The organism is Pseudomonadota bacterium, from assembly GCA_038533575.1.
In the GTDB taxonomy this organism is placed as follows: domain Bacteria; phylum Pseudomonadota; class Alphaproteobacteria; order Rhodobacterales; family Rhodobacteraceae; genus Shimia_B.
Map to the genome: position 1 here is coordinate 199970 of JBCAYL010000002.1, position 24618 is coordinate 224587.

At 64.2% G+C, this 24618-nt stretch carries 2 protein-coding genes (1 of these 2 running past the window's edge); both read left to right on the top strand.

All coding sequences use genetic code 11. The features are described 5' to 3' along the window. Positions 1 to 22581, top strand: partial view of an LEPR-XLL domain-containing protein gene (locus tag AAFM92_12840; protein MEL7301261.1) — the 3' portion only. 16527 nt of this gene lie to the left of the window's left edge; 22581 of the gene's 39108 nt are visible here — the last part of the coding sequence; its start codon lies beyond the left edge, outside the window; the stop codon is at positions 22579 to 22581. 394 nt (positions 22582 to 22975) lie between these two features. Continuing rightward, entirely contained in the window at positions 22976 to 24610 is a 1635-nt protein-coding gene (locus AAFM92_12845; GenBank protein MEL7301262.1) for an HlyD family efflux transporter periplasmic adaptor subunit, read from the top strand. Positions 24611 to 24618: the final 8 nt, after the last annotated feature.

Sequence of the window (24618 nt, forward strand, 5' to 3'; positions counted from 1 at the left end):
GGTGCCGGTGCTGTTTCACGCAACACGATCACCGGCGGGGCCGAGGCCTCGATCATCGACAGCATGGTGGCTGCAACAAACGGCAGCGTCCTCGTGGACGCGGATGACACGAGCAGCATTGACTCCACGCTCTTCGCGGCCTCCGTCGCGCTCAGCGTGAGCGGTACGGCGGCGGTCAGCGTGGCGATCTCCGTCACCATCGCCGAGAACGTCATGTCCGGCAGCACGCTCGCCACGATCTCCAACTCGACCGTGACGGCAGGCGACGCGGTCACCGTTGAGGCGACCAACACCAACACCATCGACAGTCTCGCTGTCGCTGCGGCAGTTGCGCTTTCGGGCAGTGGCGCCGTTGCGATCAGCGGCGCGGGCGCGGGCGCATCCTCCAGCAACGTGATGAACAACGGCGTCGAGGCCTCGATCAAGGCGGCGTCAGACGTCACGGGCGCAGGGAACATCGGCCTCTCAGCGACCGACAGCTCGAGCATTGCCTCCACCACGGCTGCCGTGTCGTTCGCGGTCTCGGTGTCCGGCACCGTGGCGGCCTCTGTCTCGGTCGCGGTGACGCTGGTCGAGGTAGAGTACAATACCCAAACACGGGCCATCATCGATGACTCGGACGTCGAATCCACCGGCGGCGATGTCACCCTGGATGCTCTCGCCAATGGCAGCATCTTCGTCGAAGGCTTCGGCGTTGGCGTGGCGGTGGCCGGATCGGGCACTGTGGCACTTGCCGGCGCGGGCGTCGGTGTGGTCAGCAGGGTCTCGGCTGGCAGCGTGACGGAAGCAGCCATCACCGGGGGCTCGGATGTCACCGCAGACGGCCTGGTGCGGGTCAATGCGGTTGAGGCGATCGACATCGATGTCTTCGCGCTTGGTGTGACCCTCGGTGTGGCGGCCTCCGGCACGGTGGCCCTCGCGGGGGCGGTGACAGTCATCGAAGGGATCACGTCGATCCAGAGCACTGTTCGGGCACAGATTTCCGATAGCGGCGTCTCGGCGCAAGACACTGTGACCGTCAATGCCAAGGCCATGACCTCAGCTGAGACCGAAGCGAATGGTATCGCGCTGTCGGTGGCAGGCTCGGGCGGCTTCTCCGGCGCATTCGCGGCTGCAGCGGGCATTGTCCGAAACGAGATGTCCCAGACGGTGGAGGCGCTGATCATCGGCGCCGATGCGGGCGACGGCCAGATGGTCGGCAGCGCCAACGGTGACGTGATAGTCACGGCCGAAGATGCGGTGAGCCTGACGGCCATCGCGCGGGCGATCTCGGTCTCGGTCGCGGGCGGCATCGGTGCCGCTGCGATTTCCGTCTCCGCGGCGATCGCAAGCAACGGATTGCAGGGCAGCACCAAGGCACGGATCGGCAACAGCCGCGTGGCCGCTGACGGCGGTCTTGTCCGCGTATCGGCCACGTCGAACAGCGATCTCGTGACCACCCCGGTGGCCTTCGCGGTCTCCGGGGCCATCGGCATCGGCTTCGCGGCTTCTGGCTCCGGGGCGCAGGGCGTCAACACGGTCACGCGCGCGATCTCCGCGCGGGTGGACGACAATTCGGATGTCACGGCGGACGGCAGTGTCACGGTAGAGTCGCATGACAGCCTCACCGCACGCGCCGAGGTCGGGGCCGTGGCCGTGACTGCGGGCCTCGTGGGGGCCTCTGTCAGCGTGGCGCTCGGAAAGAACGTGATCGCCAGCCAGGTCGAAGCGATCGTCGAAGACAGTACCGTCGACGCTGGTGGCAATATTCTCATCGACGCCGACGCTGAGCATGAGGACGGCGATATCCAGACCATCGTGCGCACGGTTTCCCTCACGGCGGCGATCGGCGTGGCGGGCGCTGGCGGCGAAGCGGTTAGCGTGATCGATACCACCGTTGAGGCGCGGGTGCGCAATGCAGGCCTCACTGCTGACGGCACAGTGGATGTCGATGCCGACAGCAAGGACTTCGCGACGGCAGATATCTTCGGCCTCGGCGCGGCGCCGGGCCTCGCCATTGCCGCGTTGGTGGCGACCAGCCGGGTCGAGGGCGCGACGATCGCGGCCATCGACGGCACCTCTTCGGTCACCTCCTCAGGGGCGCTGGACGTCACGGCCGACAGCATCGCCAAGGCGCTGCCTGACGGCGATGCGATCGCCGTTGGTGGTATCGCGGGCGCGGTCACGATCATGGATGCCGATGTCACCCGCAGCACCGAGGCCTATGTCGGCGGCGCGGTTGACGTAACCACCGTGGCCGATACGCGGCTCAACCGGATTTACGTGCCCGGGCAAGACGTGCCCTTCGCCACCGGCGAGATCGTGACCTACAACAGTAATGGCGGCGCCGCCATCGGCGGGCTAACCAGCGGCCAGCAGTACTACGTCATCGCTTCCGAGACCGGCTACATCCAGCTGGCGCGGGTCCTGACGCCGGACGCAAACACCAATGCCGACGATGATCTGAACGCGCGCAAGGTGATCGACCTGACCAGCACCGGCACGGGCGGGAATCACAGCTTCAGCCGTGACACCACGGCGGCGATCGACGCGGTCGACGCCGACGACGATCTCCTGGAGTTCTCCGGCACGGCAATCCCGCTCCAGACCGGTGAACGGGTGATCTACACCACCACCGGCAGCGCCATCGGTACGCAATCCCCATCCACCCGAACCACGGTGGATGTGGGCGCTGACACGATCTTCGTGGGCAGCCCCGACAACCCCTTCAGCGCGAACGAGGAAGTCGTCTATAGCACCAGCGGCGGCACTGCCATCGACGGTCTCGTCGAAGGTGAAACCTATTTCGTGATCCTTGCCGGCAACGGGCTCATCCAGCTCTCCGAGACGTCGGGTGGCCCCGCCGTGGATCTCCTCGATCAGGGTCTGGGCTACGAGCACATTCTCGATCGCTCCGACGCCGGTCATCCGGATTTCGTGTTCGATCCGGTCGAGACGCCCATCGTGGTCAATGGCCAACTCGTGGATGGCGGCCAGTATTTCGCCATCGCCGGAGCCGACGGTGAAATCCGTCTCGCCGAGACCGAGGCCGATGCGCTGGCCAACAACTTTATCGACCTGCGCACCCTCGGGAGCGGCACGCAGTCGCTGCAGCGGCTCGACATCTCGACCGTCTCGGTTGCCCCCTCCGAACTCCTGGCGCCCGGCGCAGCTCCGGTGTCGACGACGCTCGACATCGGCACCCGCGCACTCAACATCGCCGCGAACTCGACTTACGAGGCCAAGGCGGACAGCCTCGCGGGCGGCTTCGGTCTGCTGGCCGGTGCCACGGTGACGAAGTCCGACGCTACAGTGCTAGGCCAGACCCTTGCCTATGTGGGCGAGGCGACCTCGGTGGATGCGGGTGAGCTCGATGTCGTGGCGAACGGGACCGACATCGCAGCCTCGCTCAACGAATTCTATGCCATCGGCGGCGCCCTCTCGGTGAACGTGACGATCGCAAATGCGAGCATCGAGAGCCGCACGGAGGCCTTCACGGGCACCTTCGCCGGCGAGACGCCCACCCCGGGCGCACAGACGATCATCACGTTGACAGACGCGGCAGGGGTGGATGGCACCGCGCGCATCGATGCCGATGGCAGCCAGACAGCCACGGCCTCCGCCGAGGGCATCGGCGCCTCCTTCGCTATCAGCGTCAACGTCTTGCTGCCCACGGCAGACACGTCGGGCACGATCCGAGCCTATGTGGGCGAAGGCACGACGCTCACGGCCGATGCGCTCAACGTGACCGCCGATGGCGACACCATGAATGCTACGGCAGCCGTGACATCGGGGACGATCTCTGGCTTTGCGAGCGTCAGCGTGTTGTCCTCGCTTGCCAAGGTCACCGGCGAAGTCGAAGCCTTCATCGGGGCACAGCACGACCAGGGATCCTCTGCCCTCTCAGCGCCTGTCCTGACGATCGCTGGCAGCAATGCCGGCGACGGCGAGGTCGTGATCGACACCGACGCGACGATGAACGCCAACGCCGACACCTTCCTCGTTGGGGCGAGCTTCGGTCTAACGGTCAACGCGGCTGAACCAAAGGCGGAAGTCTCTGGCAAGACCCGCGCCTATGTGCGCGACGGGGTGGCCATGACCGCCTCTGGTCTCGAGGTCGAAGCAGGCGAGAGCAGCGACCGCGTCGCCTACACCGCCGATGCCGATACATTCCTGCTCACACTGGCAGGAATCGCGGCGGTCTCGATCCTCAAGGCGAACGCTCTGGTCGATGGCGTGGTGGAAGCCTATGTCGGCGCGCCCGTGGGCGGCCCGGTGACCGGCGGCGCAGGTGTCACGGACATCTCCGGCGCCATCACCGTCAATGCCTGGTCGGACATGAACGCCGATGGCGGCATGGACAATTCCGGGTTCAACGATGGCGATCCGGAGTTTACAGGCTCCCTCGCGGGCCTCGCATCGATCAGCATCTTTGACACGCTGGCCAACGTGGCTGGCACAACGCGGGCCTATGTGGGGCAAGGCGGCACCCTAGAAGGCGCGTCGCTGAGTGTGGTCGCGGACGGCGATTACGATGCCAACGCCAACACCGTCGCGGTGGCAGTCTCCGGTCTCATCACCGCATCCGACATCAAGGCCACGGCCAAGATCACTGGCACGGTGGATGCCCATGTGGGCTCCGGCGCGGGCACAGAGCCCAACGGGCTCAACATCGGTGTCGTGGACATCGAAGGCGACATCACCGTGACCGCAACGGGCCGGATGCTGGCGACGCCGGACATCCTCAACGTGGGCGTGGCGGGTCTGGCGACCCTGTCTCTGCTGACGCAAACCGCCGAGGTCTCCGGCGCTGTGCTGGCCTACATCGGTGAGGGCGTCGACGTGGATGCATCCAACGTCACGATCAAGGCCGACGCACCTGAAATGAAGGCCGATATCCAGACCCAGAGCTTCACCGGCGCGGGCCTTCTGGACGGCAGCTTCGTCACATCCGACGCAACCGTCTCGGGCCGCGTTGAGGCCTTCATCGGCGCCAGCAGCGACCGCGATGCCAGCAATGTCACGACGGATGTAGACGTGGACGATGGCACGGTCTTGGTGGAGGCCGACAGCGACATGCAGGCCATCGCCAACCTGACGGGCGCGGGCTTTGCCGGGCTGATTTCGGCCGGTATCTTCAAGCCCACGGCCACCGTCTCCGGTCAAACCCGGGCCTTCGTCCGGGACGGCGTGAACATGGATGCCGATGTCCTCAACGTCTTTGCGGGCAAGCAGGCGGGTTCTGACCGAGTGGTCAACAAGGCCACGGCGACGGTCTTCGGTGTCAATGTCTCTTTCCTTGCATCCGTCCAGAACCTCGAGGCGACAGCGATCACCTCGAGCGTGGTGGGGGCATTCCTCGGTGCGCCGGACACGCGCGACGGCGGCGGCGACCCGTCTGCTGTTCTCGATATCGGCGACGGCGCCGCAAACGCGGTCACGGTCTCGGCCCGGTCCGATATCGATGCCGAGGCCAAGACCGAAGGCGGTTCCGGTGGCGCGGTCACGATCAATCTTTACAAGCCAACCGCCATCGCGGGCGGCAAAACGCAGGCCTATGCCGGGGCCGGGATCGACATGCGGGTCACCGATCTGACGCTGACCGCGGATGGCGACGTCAAGGCCGACGCGCTGCTCGACAGCGTGGCCGTGGCGGGCGCTGTGGCGTTCGGTGGCCTGTCGCCCACTGCCAAGACCACAAACGTGGTCGAGACCTATGTCGGACGCAGCCAGTCCTATGTCGACGACGTGCTGCCTGCCAACCGAAGCCAGGCCGAGATCAACATCCTGAATGCCGACGGCACCTCGCGCGGGGCGGTGAACGCCACCGCCACCGGACGCAGCCTGGCCGAGGCGACAACCACCGCGCTCGACATCGCGGGCTTGGTCGGGGTGTCGGTCACCGAGGCCAACGCCACCATGGAAGGCTCCACGCGGGCTTATATCGGCACCTACACCGATCTGACCGCTGGTACGGTTACGCTCAACGCCTCGGAGGCAACAGCCAAGGCCTTTGCCCAGATCTCCGATCAAGGGGGCGCGGGCATCGCGGACATCAACGTGCTGGAAGCCAAGGCCAATGCGGCGCGGGCCACGGAAACCTATGTCGGCCAGAATTCCGTCGTCGACCTAGGAGGTTTCTCGCTCACCGGGACGGCCACCACATCCACTGGCGAGGAACTCTCGAAATCCGACGTCGCAGCCTTCGGCGTTGCGGGCATCGCCAATGTCAGCGTCCTGAAATCGACGTCGGTGGTGGGCGACAGCGCAAACCAGCGTTCGGTCACCCGCTCCTTCGTCGACGACAATGCGCAGGTCACCGCCAACAACGTGACGCTCACCGCGACCTCGAACACGACGGCCGAGGCGGATGTACGCCGTGCCGGCGGGGCGGGCATCGCCGATATCTCCACGACGACGATCATTGCCAAGGCGGCGCATGATACGGAGGCCTATGTCGGCGACAGCGCCACGCTGATCCTGTCGGGCAACCTCTCAGCCAATGCCAATGCCATCTCCTCGGCGACGCCGCTGTCGCAGTCGGTTGGTTTCGGCGGTGTGGTACAGTTCGGCTCTGCATCGGTCACCACCGAAGTCGGCAGCGACACGTCCTCTTGGATCGGGGCTGGCAGCAATGTCTCCGCTGACGCGGTGACGCTGAACGCTGATGCCACCCATACCGCAAGTGCGACCGCGGTCGAGGCGGGGGGATCACTCTTCGTCGCGATCTCGAGCATGGATGCCATCGCCAAGGACACCGGGTCGGTCAACGTGCGCATCGGCGCGCTGGCCTCTGAGGGGCAGGCCACCACCACGGTGACGACCACGCAGGGCGATATCGACGCCGATGCCGACCTGACCTCGGACGTCGCCTCGACTGCCGAGGCCGTCAAGTTCGGTTTCCTCTTCTCGGCGGGGGACGTGAAGTCCGTGGCGGAGAATGCCTCCAAAGTGACTGGCCGGATCGGCGGCAACGCCAACATCACTTCGGCGGGCAGCTTCGACATGCAGGCTCGTCTGATCGGTGACGCCGTCGCCTCGTCCACGAATGTGGGCGGCAGCACGATCTCGGTAAATACCGCCAACGCGGATGCCGATTTCAACGCGATGGTCGAATTCACGACCGGCACCGGTGGCTCGATCCATGCCGACAGCAACATCAACCTAGCGGCGTTGCTGAACCATGACGGCGGCAGCTTCCTGTCCACCGATGACGGCGATTTCGCCACCGGGCGCGGCGCGATCGCTTCGGCCAGCAACACGTCTGGCGGTGTGGGCAACGTGCAGACCGGCAGCGTGAATGCTGAGGCCGACTCGAAGCTGACGCTCAGCGTCGCCACGGGCCTGTCGCTGACGACAGGCAACGGGACAACGACGGGCGGCAACATCAACATCGCTGGTCGGCACGCCAACAACGCCTTCGGCAGCATGTCCAACAAGGGCGGCGGCGTAGTCAACGTGACAACGGGCACGGTCACCGTCGAGGCGAACGGCTCCACCACCGTGGGCTTTGAAGGCAATGTCGACCGCGGCGTGGACAACAGCGGCAACAGCCTCAACGTCCTCGCCGAGACCAATTCGACCTCCGAGGCGATCTTGGCAAGCGCCGGCGGCGGCGCGGTCAACGTGTCCAGCGGCGGCACCATCGCTGCCAATACCGACACCACCCAGAACCTGACCTTTGCAGGCACTGGCAGCATCATGCGGCTGGACGGAAGTATCAACGTGTCCGCCAATCTCGTGACCGATGCAGACAGCAAGGCCCGCTCGGCCGGTGGCGGCATCGTCCAGGTAAGCGACATCAATCCTTCTTCGGACGGCAAGGGGACGGTCAACTTCAACGTCGGCAACTCGCAGTTGATCGAGGCCGGCGGAGACATCACGTTGACCGCCAATCACGGCGCGCCCGGACAGGACTTCTCGGACGGCACCGTGCAGTCGGTGGATGCCTCCAACTCCGGCACCTCCAGCCCGGCATCGTCAAACAGCATCGATTTCGGCCTCGACCATCTCTTGCAGGATGGCGCGTCGATCACCTTCACAGGCCAGGATTCCGGCGGCCTCGTGCAGGATCGCGAATACAAGGTCATCAAGCGGAACGAAGACGTCATCCATCTTGGCAACGTGTTCGGCAGCGGAGCCGTGAACCTCGCGCAGGACACCATCACCATCGCCAACCATCTCTTCGAGGATGGACAGCGGGTTTACTACCACTCCAACAACGCCGCGTCGGTCATTGACGGGCTGACCAACGGCGTCCTCTACGAAGTTAAGGTGATCGACCTCGATACGATCAAGCTGCAGACCCCCGGTTTCGTGGAATCGACGGCGACTGTCTCGCGCGGGAATGTCGACGCTGGTGCCGACACGATCTCCGGCCTCGGCGGCTTCGCCGGCACGCAGCCGATCACGTACCGGCCGGACGCCGCAAAGCTCTTTGCTTCGAACCTCGTGGACGTGAATATCAACAATCCGGACTCCGACTTCGAAATCGTGTTCGATGGTCGTAACCGCATCTACATCGAAGATCACGGCTTCAGCATTGGCGAAGAGGTAGTGTACCGCTCCTCGGGCGCTGCCTTGGGCGGGCTGGTCGACGGGCAGACCTACTTCGTCGCGGGCGGCAGCCAGAACCTCTCGGGAGGCTCTAACCCGACCTACACGTTCAACAGTGATTACATTCGTCTCGCGAACACACTGGAGGAGGCGACAGGCTTCTTGGACACCGGGCCCGACCCCGACGTGTGGGTGCCACCCTCAGAGATCAACCTGATACGTGCCACCAGCCAGTCTGCTGTCGCGGTCGAGCATTCGCTGCGCAACGTCGATGACGAGCCAATCGGCGGCCTCATCGAGGGCAATGTCTACTACGTGGTGAACGGTAACCAGCTCTCGACCACTGAAGGTGGCGGGGCGATCAACCTCTTCCTTGGTGGCAATACCGGCGGCGGCACGCATCGGTTCGTCGCCGAGGGGCTCGACCTCAAGAGCGGCGGGCCCGGGGCCGACCAGTTCCTCGTGGTCGATATCACCGGCAACCTCGTCGGTCTTCCGGATGGCAACGGCGGCACCCTCGCGCCTGTCTTCGACGGTGTGGGTGGCGCGGTGGGCTTCACCGACCCTGCAGCCGGTGACGGCACATACACCTCGTCGGCCACCGGCGCAGGCGGCGGCATTATCGAGGTCGGCGGGGCGTCGAGCGAGGCTGATGGCCTTGTCAAAACCAACCTCACAATCGCGGATGATGCCCATCTGAAGGGCAACAACATCCTCATCGAGAGCAACAGTACGATGGGGGTCACCGCGATCTCCGACGGCTCGGCTGGCGGTCTCGTCGCCGTGGGTGGGGCATTTGCAGAAGCCGACGGCACAAACGAGAGCACACTGACGGTCGGCGACTCGGCGCATATCGAGGCCTTGGGGGACCTGACGGTCTCCGCAAACCAGATCTCCAGCGTGACGTCCAAGGCGCAATCAACCCGCGGCGGTGTCGTGGCGGTGACCAATTCCACCTCCGACTCCGATCTCGACTTCGGCACCAAGCTTGTCGTCGACGGCGCTCTCTTGGCGGGTGGTGACGTGGTCGTGGACACCGAAGTGACCACCAACGCGGATTCCGATGCTCGTGCCTATGGTGGCGGGCTTGGCGCAAGCACCAATGTAACGGCCGGCACGAGAATCAATGCCGAAGACCAATTCGAAGGCAGCGAGATCGAGCTGCGTGACAATGCCGATATCCAGGGTGACACGGTCGTTATCAGCTCCGAGATCAAGAAGCAGCGGACCCGCTCCTACACCGACACAACTGCAGGCGGTGCAGGCGGCAAGGCCGAGTCTTACTCGACGAGCACCATGGACAGCGACAACCTCGTCGACATCCTCGACGGTGCAAACATCGTGGGCAACGAGTCGATCCTGATCGAGGCAGACTACTCCGAAACCAGCAACAACTCGCGTTCGAAAGCGCGGCTCTACGCCATCGGTGGCTCGACCCGCTCCAACGCTACCTCGACCGTGAACAACGACGCCAAGGTCGAGGCTGACTGGGAATCCACGATGACCACCGCACGCCTCGACGTGGATGTGCGGGACGAGAACTTTGCAAACAACCGGTCGCGCAGCGCGGGCGGGGCCTATATCGGTCCGGCGCGTGAAGGCGGCAGCGTCTCGGCGTCTCGCGCCCGCGACATATTCTGGGAGGCCCATGTCTTCCTGCGAGGTGAGCCCAACCCGGAACTGGTGGTGAACGAAAACGGGATCATCGAAAAGATCACCAACGTCACCCTGCTCGATGGCGACGGCGACGCCATTGCCGCCGATGTGGGCACAGATCTGTCCGGTCTTGCCCAGATCATCGTTGATGACCTCATCTACGACGAGGTCGGCAAAGCGGAATTCTTCGCCACCGATGGCGGTAATACGTCCAACATCTGGGGCAATCGCGGCGTCTTCGAGATCGCGCGCAGCTGGAGCAAGGTCCGGCTGGAGAATGCGTCCGACAAGGACCTGGTGGTCAACATCATCGATCCGGTCCTCGACGAACCCTCCACCTCCGGATTCAACCCGGCCGATGTCGAAATCCGGCTCGATAACGTGCCCGGCCCCGACGAGATGGACGGCAGCAACAACAACAATTCCCTGCCCTCCAATGTGGTCGGAAACACCTTTGAATTCGACGTGTTCAACAACTGGCGCCGGACGGTCATCGATCTGCTGAATCTGCAGACCGGCGGCACCTCTGCCTCCGACATCGTCGTCGATGGTTGGATCCAGAACCCGATCGGCATCACGAATATCCGCAACGAGCGAGGCAACATCTTCGCGGGCTCGGATAGCGCCGTCGAGGTGATCCGCACAAACGAGATCGACATCGATGCCACCGGCGGGAGCGTCGGCACAGTGGGCGATGCCGGCAACGCCGTGGCTTCCACGGGGCGCGCACCGCTTTCCATCGAGCTTGTCCGCTTCCAGGATGCGTCCGACAGCGACATCACGCCCGACATCGCGGCTGGCCAGGTCTTCACGCCCGACATCGAGGCGGATGCGACCGGCGACGTGGTTCTGGATCTGGCTTACATGGACCGAGCAGACGGTTTGGCCGGTGGAGATTTCTCGCAAGTGGCCGAAGTCCGGCACATTTCTGCCGGCGATGACGTCTCTCTGGTGGTCAACGACATGCGCGAAGGCACCGGTACGAGCGTCCTCGGCGTCCTCACGGTGGCCGACCGCGCCAACAACGACCTGCGGACTGTCGAGAACCACTTCCGCCCGGATCTCATGACCGGCCCGGATTACACCAATATCCTCCGCGCCTTCGGAACCGACTTCACCGAGATCGACTCCACGTGGAACTTCACGCTGGTGCGCGCCGGCGATGACATCGACATCGGTCATGTCGACGGGGACGCCGTCGGTGGCGAACCGCGCAGCTATGCGACGAGCAGCATCGGCATCGATACCGCTCCGAACCCGGACGGGCCCTATGGCAGCGCAGCCACCTTCGTGGACTCCGACACACAGGTGAACTTCATCATCAACACGGATGTGAACTGGACAGGCGGCGGGACCCCGGCGGACGTGGAACAGATCTTCCTGACCACTGACGGGGACATCACCGCGACCGAGGTCTCGGGCTCCATGCTGGTGGGTCATATCCACTCCACCGAGGGCGACGTGACGCTGTTCTCGCCGCGCTACATCACCGATGCGGATGCCCAGCCCACGATCGATGTGACGGGTAACAACATCACCATGATTTCGGGCACGCTCGACGTGGTCGGTGGGGCCGGTGGCATCGGATCACAGACGAACTTCCTCGAGATCAACACCAACCGCAACGCGGCGGGCGGCGTGCTCAACGCCTTTGATACCAACGCCAGTGCCAATGTGGTCAACCGCGGCATCTTCCTCGACGAGATTGTCGGCACGATGCCCGTCGACCTCGTGCACTCGCTGGAAAACGTCTCCCTGCGGACGGTGGACGGATCTGTCATCGATGCGCGGTCCGACGACAACGTCAACATCATCGCCCAAGCGCTCGATATCGATGTGTTCGGGGCAGGAGCGTCTATCGGGACGCTCATCGACGACATCGAGGTCGACACCTCCGTGGGCTCCGGTGGTCCGACCGGGGTGGCTCCGGGGGGCGACGACGTGTCCCTCGAAGCAACGGGCGACATCGTCCTGACCGAAATCAACGGCTATCTCCGGCTTGCCCTCGCGCACAGCTTCGAGGGAGATATTCAGCTTCTTGTCCTCGAAAGTGCCGACGTTACCAGCACGGGTGAGGATCTGATTCTGGTCGAGAGCGGCACTGCGCGGTTCGCTGAAAGCAACGACCGCGGGCCGTCCAACCAGGCTGACGCCGACCGCGTGATCGAGCGCGGGGCCATCTTCGCAGAGATGGGTTCCATCAACCTGCTCGTCGCCGACGATGTCCTGACCGACGACAACAGCGAGATGATTGCGGCTGAAGGCATTGATATCCGCGGCGACTACTTCGGCAACGATGCAGGGTACGGGAGCAACATCCTGCTGAAGGGCCGTATCATCGCGGGCGCGGACGTGACGCCGGGCAGCCAAGCCAACACCGATCCCCTGTCGACCGATGACGATGAGCCCATCGGCACGGCAGTCCCGACCTTCACGGCGCCGGTGCATACCACCCGGATCTTCGGGAACTCGGACATCGATAAGATCACCTTCGGCGGGGCCGGCGGCATCTCCGGGACGACCACCCAGGGCATGGATGACTACATCTTCCTCGGCTCCAAGTCCCAGGTCTTTGCCGGTGATGACGAGGATCTCGTGCAGGTCTTCTACCTGCAGGACACTGCCACGGTGACCTCGCCGTCCCAGCTCGCGGCGCTGGCTGCCATGGGCAAGGAAAACGCCGAACATACGCTGCGCCTCGACGGACAGGCTGGCACGGACACTTTCGAAGTGTACACGCTGGGCTCAAACGGACCGGACACGCGGAACTACATCGTCAATGTGCTCGATACCGGTGGGTCGGATGAAGGGGTGGATGAACTCTTCGTCTACGGCAACGCGACCGAGGACGACACCTTCCTCCTGCGGGAAGCGGCCTTCCTGCCGGGCGAGACAGCGGACAAGCCCGGCTACGTGGCGCTGATCCACGGTGACGAGGCAACCTATCGCGACGTGACCACCGGCAACGAGCCCTCCCCGAAGGTGCAGCGCATCGGCTATGACAGTGCGCTCAACGGCCGGATGACGATCCTCGGTCTCGGCGGTGACGATGCCTTCTACGGCGACGGCGTCACCGTCACGACGACCCTCGATGGCGGCGCGGGCAACGACAGCTTCCAGTTCGGACAGATCTTCGGGACCCAGCGGACCAGCGCGGATGCAGGCCTGCTGCCGCAGGACGAATTCCCCAACCTGATCGCCACGACCCGGGGCTGGCTCTCGGGCGGCTCTGACGCGCCTGTCCTCGCCCATGGCGGCAGCGGATCGGATGACTTCACGGTCTATTCCAACCAAGGCGAATTGCGGCTCGAAGGCGACGACGGAAATGACATCTTCACCGTTCGCGCCTTCGCGCTGGCGGCGGTTTCGACCGACGATTGGAATAACGACGGCATCATCGACGTGCTCGATCTCGATGCGGTGGACGAAGACACCAACATGGACGGTGTCATCAACCGGGCCGATGCGGACCGCACCCCGGGCGACACCAGCGACGACGTGATCGTGCTCGACGAAAACGGCGTTGCCTCGCCGATTATCGGTTCCGATTTCTCCGTCGGCGTGCCGGTGGACGTGCGTACGGGCGGCGGCAATGACGAGGTCCGCTACAACGTTAACGCGCCCGTCTCGATCGAAGGTGGCACGGGCTTCGACAAGGTCGTGATCCTCGGCACCGAGTTCGCCGATGACTTCGTTATCACCAAGGATGGTATCCTCGGCGCAGGGCTCAACGTGCGCTACAGCACCGTGGAGGTGATCGAGGTGGACGGCCTGCAGGGCGACGACGAATTCTTCGTCCAGTCCACAGCGTTCGGCGTGTCCTACCGCGTCATCGGGGGCCTCGGCTCCGATACGATCAACGTGGCCGGCGACGTGACCGAAGACATCGTGACGCGCGAGCTGGAAGGGGCCTCGGGCGCCGTCAACCACCTCGTGACCTCGGACGATCTCGCCTATGACGGATTGCTCGTCGACGGGTTCGACTACAACGTTCCCACCGATGATGGCGGGCTCGTGGTGATCGAGGAAAGCGACGGCTTCACGTCGATCCTCGAGGGCGGCGGCGAGATGGCCACCGACAGCTACACCATCCGCCTCGCCGAAGCGCTGGTAGCCGGGCAGGTGGTCTACGTCACCGTTTCCGGCGCGCGCTCGACGCAAGAAGAGCAGGACGGCACGCTGTCGAACCTGACGCCGCTGCCGGATGGCTCTGGCTTCTTCCAGCTGCCGGGCGGTGTGGGTGACAGCTTCTGGCTCTCCTCCACGGCCCCGGCCGATCCGATGGATCCGCAGAACGCCGACTTCCAGCGGACGGTGACCGTGGACGGCGTGATGCAGCAGCGCGAGAACCGCGCGCTGGTGCTGCGCTTCGACGAGACCAATTGGAACATGGCGCAAGAGGTGCACCTCTTCGCATTCGACGACATGCGGGCTGAGGGCGACCTCCGCGTCGTCGCGCAGCACAGCGTGATCGCTGTCAACGCCGATCAGTACGACGGGATCGCCGTCCAGAACGTCGAAGTCGATCTCCGTGACAATGACACACCGGGCGTGCAGGTCACCCAGATCGACGCCGCGCAATACCTCGCGGACGGAACCATCGTCGAGGATCAGGACACCACCGTAATCGAGGGTGATGCGACCACGCAGCTTAACGACCTCCTTGCCATCCAGCTGGCCAAGGCGCCCGCCAATGGGACCACGGTCGTCGTGAACCTCAATCTCGGTGAAGAGGCCGACAAGGACATCAAGCTCTCCAGCGCCGATGGCCGCTTCCAGATCGTGGACGGGGTGGCGCAGCTGACCTTCGATGACGCAGACTGGGACGACCCGGTGATCGTCACTGTCGAGGCACGAGACGACGCACGCGTCGAGGATCCGGGCGGCGCTGTGATCTCTATCGACTTGAATACCGATGCCACGACGGACGGGGACTACATCTTCCCGAACCTGCGGTCGGGCAATGGGCTCTTCGAGGTCAACGTTCTCGACAATGACAGCGCGGGGTCTCTGGTCCAGCAATCGGGCGGCAGCACTCTGCTCATCCCCGATGATGCCAGCACCCCCGCCAATGATCCGGTGCCGGACGACTACACGATCCGTCTGACCGGGGCACCCACGGCGGATGTGGACGTGGCGATCGTCACCGATGGCCTCGCTGACGTGATCGGCATCGGCGACGGCGAGGGCAACATCACAGCCATCACCCCCGACGATTACGTCGCTGTGGGCGGGCTGCGTGCAGTCCAGCAGTTCCAGGGCCAGGTGGTCGCCGAGAACAACACCATCACCCGGGACGGCGTGGCGCAATCCTTCGGCAGCTTCATCGACGAGGGCTTCACCGCCGGTCAGCAGATCCGTGTGGACAACCTCGGTATCGGCTTCGACGGCGATTACTTCATCGCCTCGGTGACGGATCTCACGATCACCCTGACTGAGGCCTTCGCGGACTCTGGCCAGGCAAGCTCCGAGACGGCGGTCCTGTCGGACCTGGCGCGGATCGGCTTCTTCGAGGGCGAGGTGAGCTATGCGCCGGATGCCGGCGGGGCGCTCGACGGAGAGCAGCTTGTCCGGAGCGATGGCTCGGGCTGGCTGGCCGAGGGCTTCCTCGAGGGGCAGTGGGTGCGGGTCACCGACGCCGCCAACCCCGCTAACGAGGTCGAGCTCAAGATCGAGCTCATCCGCGGCGACAACGACAACAAGGATGAGAAGCTCCAGTTCACCGCCACCACCGCTCTACCGGCCTGGCTGACGGGCAGCACAACCGAGGTGACCGTAGAGCGCATCGCGGCCTCTGTCAGCTTCGACGGGACCGATTACTGGAAGCAAAAGACCGTCCAGCTCGTGGCCGACCGCGACTTCGACGTGCCGATCACGCGCGAGGGGGCCAAGGTCTTCCCGGCGAGCGCGCATCTTCTGTCCAAGCTGCGCGGACCGCTGCAGGTCGAGGGCGGCGTGACCGGTGCGGACCGGTCGCTGAATAACGGGCTGAAACTGCCGGGCGAAGCGGATGACTTCCTGATCGCAATCGGGCAGCAACCGCCCGAGAGCCAGCAGATCGACGTGCTCAACATCTTCAACGACAGCTCCGTCGAGGACGGCTCCGGCCTGATGACGGAGACCACGCTGACCGGCTTCGGCATGGCTGACACGCTCGACTTCGGCCCGACGTCGGCCAATGATTTTGGCGAACCCACCGTGGTGCCCGGCGGCATCAGCTGGGGCCGGATCACACTCGGCGGCGGCGGCTTCGACACCAGCAACGGCGTGTCGACTATCGAAGTTGTCAACATCATGCTGGGCGAGGGCAACGACAGCCTCGATGTCACGGGCACGCTAAACAACGTGACGGGCGTCGATACGACCGGCGAGTTCACCATCACACCCGATGCCGGCGGCAATGGCGGCACGATTTCCCGCGAGGGGATTGACTGGCTGGGCCTCGGCTTCCTGCCGGGCCAGACCGTGCAGATCGAGGGGCAGACGGGCATCTGGACGGTGGACCGGATCGACGATGTCGTGACCCCAGAGGGACAGGACCCCAACGACAATTCGATCCTCGTACTCACCGGCGACCCGCTCCCGGCGCTCGTGGGCGAGATCACTGTGATCGGCATCGATGCGCTCGTGGAGACCATCGGCGCCTTCGCGGTGGCCACTCTCGGTGCCGAGACCCGGGTCACCCGTGATGACAACGTCTCCTGGGAAGAGGACGGCTTCATCGCCGGGCACCTCGTGCGCGTCGAAGGCGATGGACAGGACCAGTCCGTCCGGCTCATCGCGATCGAGGATGATGGTGCTACGCTTGTATTCGAGAATGCCACGCTGACGGACAGCACGGCGCTCGCGCTAGAATTGTCGGTACAAGGGCCCCATGGCGGCCTGACGGTTCTCCATGGCGGTGGCAACCGGCCTCTGGAGCTCTGCCTCGATCTCATCGGTGCCAACGAGGCGGGCGACAGCGTGTCGCTCACCCGGGTGGACGGGCTCGATTGGGCTGGCGACGGCTACAAGGTCGGCGACTACATCCAGCTGGACGGCGAGGCCGAGACCCGCCTCATCGTCGATATCGTGGATGCCGATAGCAGCTTGGAGCCCGATGATGCCTTCCAGGGCTGGGGCGTTGGCGCAACCTTGATCCTCGACGGCGGTCCGCTGGCCGCGACAGGCGAGATCGAGGATGCGAAAATTCACGTCGCCAAGCCAGCCGTGATCTCGACCGAGGTCGAGCTCGATCTCGATTGCTGCGACAAGGGTGAAGGCCTGTTGGAGCTTACCAGTGTCGACGACTGGGCGGCGCTGGGCTTCGAAGTCGGCCAGATGATCACCATCGAGGGGCTGCCCGGGACGGCCGAGGTTGTCTCGATCGATGGCAACACGCTCACGGCAGCCTACGATCGCATCGGTCTCACGGTCGAGGGCGTGGTGACCGTTTCCGCACTGCAGCCAAGGCTCGACGGCGGGATCCTCGTGGGTGGCGACACCTTCATCGTCACCGGAGGCGCCGGGCCAGACAGCCCGCTCGTGATCTACGGCGATACCAGCCAGGACGGCAATTGGTACGCTGGCCAGCCGTTTAGCGTGCTTGGGTACGATTACGGCGAGAAGCCCTTCGATCCGTTCCCGCTGCTGCCCGATGGCGACAACGAGGATGACGAGTGGGTGATGCCGCTGGCCAATCCCTTTGATCATTTCGGCAATGACGTGATCGACGCGTCGGCGCTCTTCGCAGGAGTGTCGAGCGATGCTCTGCCTTCCGTCGGGATCACCGCCTATGGCGGCGGCGGCGACGACCTGATCATCGGCAGCCAGGCAGGCGACCACCTGGCAGGCGGTTCGGGCGATGATTGGATCGAGGGCCAGCGCGGCACCGATCACATCTACGGCGACAGTGGCGTCAACGTGGACATCCTGACGCGTGCACTCTTCATCGCTACCGATGATCAGAGCCCACTGCCGACCGTGAATCCGCTGATCCAGTCGGACGGCACGACGCTGCAGCCGGCCCCGTCGCCAGTGCGCGACAGCCTCGTGGCTGGCAATGACGTCATCTTCGGAGACGGCGCCGGGAGCACTGATGGCGGCGCGGAAGCGCCCGAGGAGCCCTTCCGCGACCTGATCTTCGGCGACCACGGCGAAGTGCTGATGAACGTGGAAGATCCTAACCTGCCACCGGTACCCTTGCAGCGCATCCAGACGATCGAGCTGGGACTGGTCACCGAGGTCATCGGTGTCGGGTCAGACAATGGCGGCAACGATACGATCTTCGGCGGTGAAGGTCGCGACATCCTGATGGGTGGCGCGGGTGACGACGTGATCGACACGGGCCAGCTGCAGAACCTGCGCGACATCGTCTTCGGCGATAACGGCCGAGTGACGCTTAACGGCTCGGAGAGCTTCGATGCGCCGGATGCAGACGATCTAACGGGCGAAGAGCACACCATCCTCGGCTTCAACTTCGACAGCCGCCCCGGTCAGGCGACCGTGGACGGCGTCGCAGGCACCAACGACTCCATCTCGGTGAACGGGGCACCTGCGCCGCGGGCCGACAACTGGATGAACTTCGACAATGCCGGTGGTGTCTGGGGTAACGAGGCAGGCGAGTTCGTGACCGACGAAAACGGCACCCATCTCGAGGGTATCGTTTTCCAGTGGCGCCAGAAGAACAAGAACCTGCCGATCTACGACGACGAAGATCGTAATGATGGCTTCGGCTACACCGATGACCGGTATGATGGCCGGGATTTGTTGTGGGATTTGGAGGACTACTACGAGGACGAACGCTACCTCGGCGAAAACAAGGCGAGGTTCGACGCACACAACCAGATTCCCAACAAGAACTCCTCGTCGGATGACCGGTTGTTCGAGGGCTACATGCACGTCAAGCGCACCAAGACGATCGAGATTGTCGTCGATGGGCTCGACAAGCACTTCTCGTCCTACGATGTGTACATCTACCTCGATGCCGACAAGGGTAAGACGCCGGACGAGGGCCCGGCGGTCCGCGTGGTGTCGATCGGCCCGGACAACAGCTACTATCTCAGCGACCCCCAAGGCGTGCACTTCCGTGGCGAGTATATTCAAGCTACCTCGACGGATCCAAATGCACCGACCGAGGGCAATTACGTGGCCCATGGCGGCCTCACCGACGGGCGCCTTGTGATTGAGATCACGACGCTGTCTGACTCTCTCATCAGAACACGCCCAGTGATCTCCGGCTTCCAGATCGTGGGGACATCCCATCCGATCGATCGGGCCGAGAGTGTCGATGCCGAGGTTGGTGGCAACGATGCGATCTATACCGGTGGCGGCGATGACCTCGTCTTCGGCGGGACCGGCAGCGATTGGATCGACACCGCTGGCGACGCAGATGTGGGTCACCTAGACTATGATGCGGTCTTCGGCGACAACGGTCGAGCCACCCTTCTGCTGACGCAGGCGCCCGAGACCTACGTGGGCGGCGACATTGGCGAGTTGCGCCACATGGAGACGATCTCCGTGGCCGACACCTTCAACACCAATGACATCATCCTCACCGGCAACGGCGACGATATCGTGATCGGTGGCCAGGGAGAGGACTGCATCGAAACTGGCGATACGGGGGTCCACAATGGTGTCGATGACGCGCTTTCGGGTGACGACATCGTGTCCGTGGGCATCAACTTCACCGCCGGGCGCGAGGAGAGCTTTGTCGAAGGCACGCTGGGCTACGTGGCCGCTGACGGCTGGAACAATCTCGACAATGGCAGCTTCACCGACCCGAACGATCCCACCGACGGGATCGATAACGAGACCGGGTTCAAGACATCCGATCCCGAGCTCTTCACCACGAACGAGGGCGTATCGGTGCTAGTGGGTCACAGCCTGGAGAGCAACGATCCGCAGCGCGCCGGGCGCGTCACGCAGAGCCTGTTCGATCCGGACACGCAGAACGGCCGCCTCTACAACGGCTACGTCAACGCGCCGAAAGACAAGACGCTCGGCATCAATGTAGGGTCGTTGGATCAACGCTTCGGCGAGAACGAGCCCTACGACGTCTATCTCTACGTCATGCTGCAGGCCGGGAATAACACCCGTGACAAGTTCTCCAGCGACATCGTCCTGATCGACGAGAACGGGGTGGAGTACCTGATAGACGACCTGCGCGCGACCGGCTTCGACGGCCAATTCGTGCCTTACGATGACGCTGATCCTCTCGGGCGCTCCAACCTCGTCGTGTTCCGCAACGTGACTGGCGACAGTTTCAGCATCCGCATTCTGGGCTCAGACGATACCGGCGAAACGGATCGGAACCGTCCAAGCATCTCGGCGATGCAAATCGTCGGCGGCGCTGACAAGGACAACATCGTGCCACAGGGCGATGATGACAGCGATCGGGTCCTTGGTGACCAAGGCATCGTGAGGCTGCTCGACCGCGAAGTGTTCGAGATGACCTCGGAATCTCGCGGCATCGACTACGCGGGTGACGTGATTCTCACGGGCGAAGACGGAGACGTCGTCGTGGGCGGCGATGGCGCCGACCACATCCATGCGGAAGACGGCAATGATGTCCTCACGGGCGACAACGCTCGGATCCGCCTCTCTGGTGGCGAGGTCATCCAGATCAACGTCGAGGACGCGGAAAAGGAAAACGCGAGCCAGCTCGTGACGTCCCCTGATTTCGATCCGTTCTCATCCACGGGCGTGCGTCTCCTCGACGTGTCCTCCGGCTGGGGTGACGTGATCGAAGGCGGACGCGACGACGATTGGGCCTGGGGCGGCGCGGGCGATGACAACTACGTCTTTGCCGGCGAGCGTCTCGGCTTCGATAGTCTGGTCGAGGCCGGGATCTTCCCCGCGAACATCCAGGACCCGGATGATGACGGAGACGGCGTGAAGGGAACGGATGTGCCCGCAGGTCTCGACAACGACACTGGGGATGTCCTCGATTTCAGTGGCTACCTGCACGAAATCGACTTGCGCCTCGAGAACGTCGAGCCTCGCAGCTACAACGACGACGTTATCTTCGGCGATCTGAACGGCTCGCTGCGGCTCTTCTCGTCGGATGCCTTCGAGGATGTCGTGGGCTCGCAGTTCGACGACCGTATCCGAGCCAATGTTCGCAACAATGCGATCATGGGTCTCGACGGCAACGACACGATCCTGTCGGGCGCTGGCGATGACTTCGTGGACGGGGGCAACGGCAACGACGATATCTGGATGGGCCTCGACGCCGGAGAAGAAGACTTCGTGGTTGAAGGTGCCGATGAGTTCACCCAGTGGTTCCATCTCGCGCTCGGCGGTGCTGGCAATGACGAGTTCTTCCTCTCCAACGGTATCGACCTCGTGGATGGCGAAGATGGCAACGACCGGATCTTCGGCGGCGGAGCCGACGGCGAGACCGGGGTCAGCCTCGAGCCCACTGACCTGCTCTTTGGCAGTGACGGCAGCGACCGCATCGAAGGTGGGCGCGGGATCGACACCCTCGCCGGCGGAGCCGGTGCGGACAACGTGAACGGCAATGGCGGCGACATCGAGATCGAGCGGGCACTTGATCCCGAGGATCGCGACGACCTCATCGCTGGCAAGCTCAGCGACTTCGCGATTGCCTTTGACCGGGTCGATTTCATCACTGTGCCCGCCAATGGCGAACCACTGCGTGGCAAGGTCGCGCCGTTCATCGAGACCATCCCCGCCCCGGAGAAGTGCCCGGAAGAGATGGAAATGGTCGCTCTGACCGCTGCCTATGCGGCCGAAGGTCTGGGCGAGCCAGATGACGTGCTTACCTTGAGCGAGGCCAAGGCCGGGCTGGCTGCCGCCCGCGGCCTCTGGGAGGACAGCGAGTACGTCGATACGGAGCAGTCACGAGCCCTGCAGGAAGTCACCATCGAGATTACCGATCTCGGCGGACTGGTGCTGGCGGAAACGGATGGCGATGTCATCCGGATCGATGCCAACGCGGCAGGTCATGGCTGGTTTGTGGATGTCACTCACGCCGGGGAGGATGCCTTCGACCTTGATGACGCGGGTGTTCTTCGCGCCGCGAGCGATAGCCCCGCCGCGTACCGGATGGACCTGCTGAGCACGCTCACGCACGAGCTCGGCCATGCCCTTGGCTACGACCACATAGATGTTCTGGATCCCGGTCACGTGATGAACGAGACGCTGGAAAGCGGAACACGCTTCGCGCCGCCGTCCACGCTGGTCTTCGACGAGGCGACGGGTGAGTTCGTCGATCCCGATACGGCCCGGGGCCTCGGTGCACTGCCCAACGGCCCCGTTCAGGGCGCCGCTGCGGACGCTCCGCTGGTCCTCAGCCAGGGCGCACCGGGAGCCGACGGGGGCAGCGTCCATTGGCGGGGCATGGCCAACACGCTCATGCAGCGCTTTGCAGGATTGTTCCGCTCCTAGGGGCCCTCTGAGTGTGCTACTGGAATGACGCAGGGGCCGCTTCTCGACCGTGGGACGCGGCCCCAAGCTTGCGCGGTGAAGCCCACCTATGCTTGCTTAGGCTGTGCGGTATCGATGGGCGCGTTGTCCCCCGGTGGGCAGAGGCGGAGAGACGATGGAAGGTGAAACCAGGAAAGAGGTCGGGTCTGCACAGGTGCGCACGAGCAGCGTGGCCGTGCTGGATCAATCCCTTTGGTCTCAGTTCCATGAAGCGGATTCCGCGCAGTCATTCCTGCGTGCTTGGCTCGGTCTGCAGTGTCGCCATCTGTCTGGTGCTATCGCATCCGTAGTGGTCCTCGGGGAGCCCGATGTAGGTCCCTTCACACCGCTTGCCACATGGCCGCGCGACGATGACGTGTCACCTGATCTCATGCATGCCTGTAACGAAGCCATGGCCAAGCGTCAGAGCGTCGTCGTCGAGGCGAAGCAGAGTGAGGAGGCGACACTCGCGCTGCCAGTGGAAATGGACGGCAAGATCTACGGAACGGTCGCGGTTACCATTGGGGCCGGTGGAAACCGTTCGGTTGAGTCGTTGCGCCAGCTGCGCTGGGGCACGGGGTGGCTCGAAGCATTGCTGCGCCGTGACCAGAGCGCGACGGATACCGCGCTCCGAGAGCGCACGATGGAAGCACTCGATTTCGTCTCGATCGTTCTCGAGAACAAGTCTTTTAGCGATGCGGCCTCGGCGCTGGTCACCGAACTGGCTGGTCGCCTCGATTGCGGGCAGGTCGCCCTCGGTCTCATGCGGCGCAAGCGCTGCAAGGTGACGGCGATGAGCCATGTCTCGGACTTCAGGGCACGCATGAACCTCGTGCGCGACCTCGGGCTCGCGATGGACGAGGCGATGGATCAGGAGGACATCGTCCTCTTCCCGCTGCCAGAGACGTGGGATTACCGTGTGACGCGTCACCACGAGGAGCTTGCCCGCTCGCACCGGGCGGGATCGGTGCTCACCATTCCGCTCCTCGTGAATGAGACGCCTTTCGGCGCGCTGACCTTCGAGCGGCCCGAGGGAATGCCCTTCGATGAGAATACTGTCGAGCTCTGCGATGTCGTGGGCAGCATGGTCGCGCCAGTGCTTGCAGAGCGCCGCAAGAATGACCGGTGGTTGATCACCAAGGCTGTCATTGCAATGTGGCGTCAGGTGTCGCTGCTTCTTGGGCCGCGCTACCTCGGCCGTAAGCTCGCGACGATCGCCTTCGCGATCCTCGTGTGGCTCGGGGCGACGACTTACACCGACTTCAAGATCCCAGCGCCTGCCCGGGTGGAAGGCGCTGTGCAGCGGACCATGGTCGCGCCCTTCAATGGCTACATCCAGTCGGAGACGGTACGCGCCGGCGCGCGGGTATCGGAGGGAGAGATACTCGCCACGCTCAACGATCAGGACCTGACGCTGGAGCGGCTGCGCTGGACGACCGCGCGCAGCCAGCGTGAGATCGAATTCAGCCGAGCGCTCGCCGAAGGGCAGCGCGCCGAGGCAAACATCATCCGCAGCCAGATTGCCCAAGCCGATGCGCAGCTCGGTCTCATCGATGCGCAGCTCTCGCGTACGCGTATCGCTGCGCCGTTCGACGGCATCGTCGTGGCCGGGGATCTCAGCCAGTCTGTGGGCACCGCCGTCGAGCGCGGTCAGGAGCTCTTTCGCATCGCGCCGCTCGACGCGTTTCGCGTGGCGCTCGAGGTCGATGAGGCCGATATCGCGGAGGTCGAAGCCGGGCAGGAGGGTGAACTGCGTCTCGCTGCCAGCCCGGATCAGTCCCTCGCCTTCAGGGTGACGCAGATCACCCCCGTGGCCGCACAGCAGGACGGACGCAATTTCTTCCGCGTGGAAGCATCGCTCGACCCCGCCGCCGACGGCACTCTCGACTGGGTCCGGCCCAGCATGGAAGGGGTTGCCCGCATCGACGTGGAGGAGCGGCTCCTCGTGGCAGTCTGGACCCGCCACCTGCGCAACTGGCTGCGCCTGATGGCGTGGCGCTTCAGCCCTTGATCCCGCGC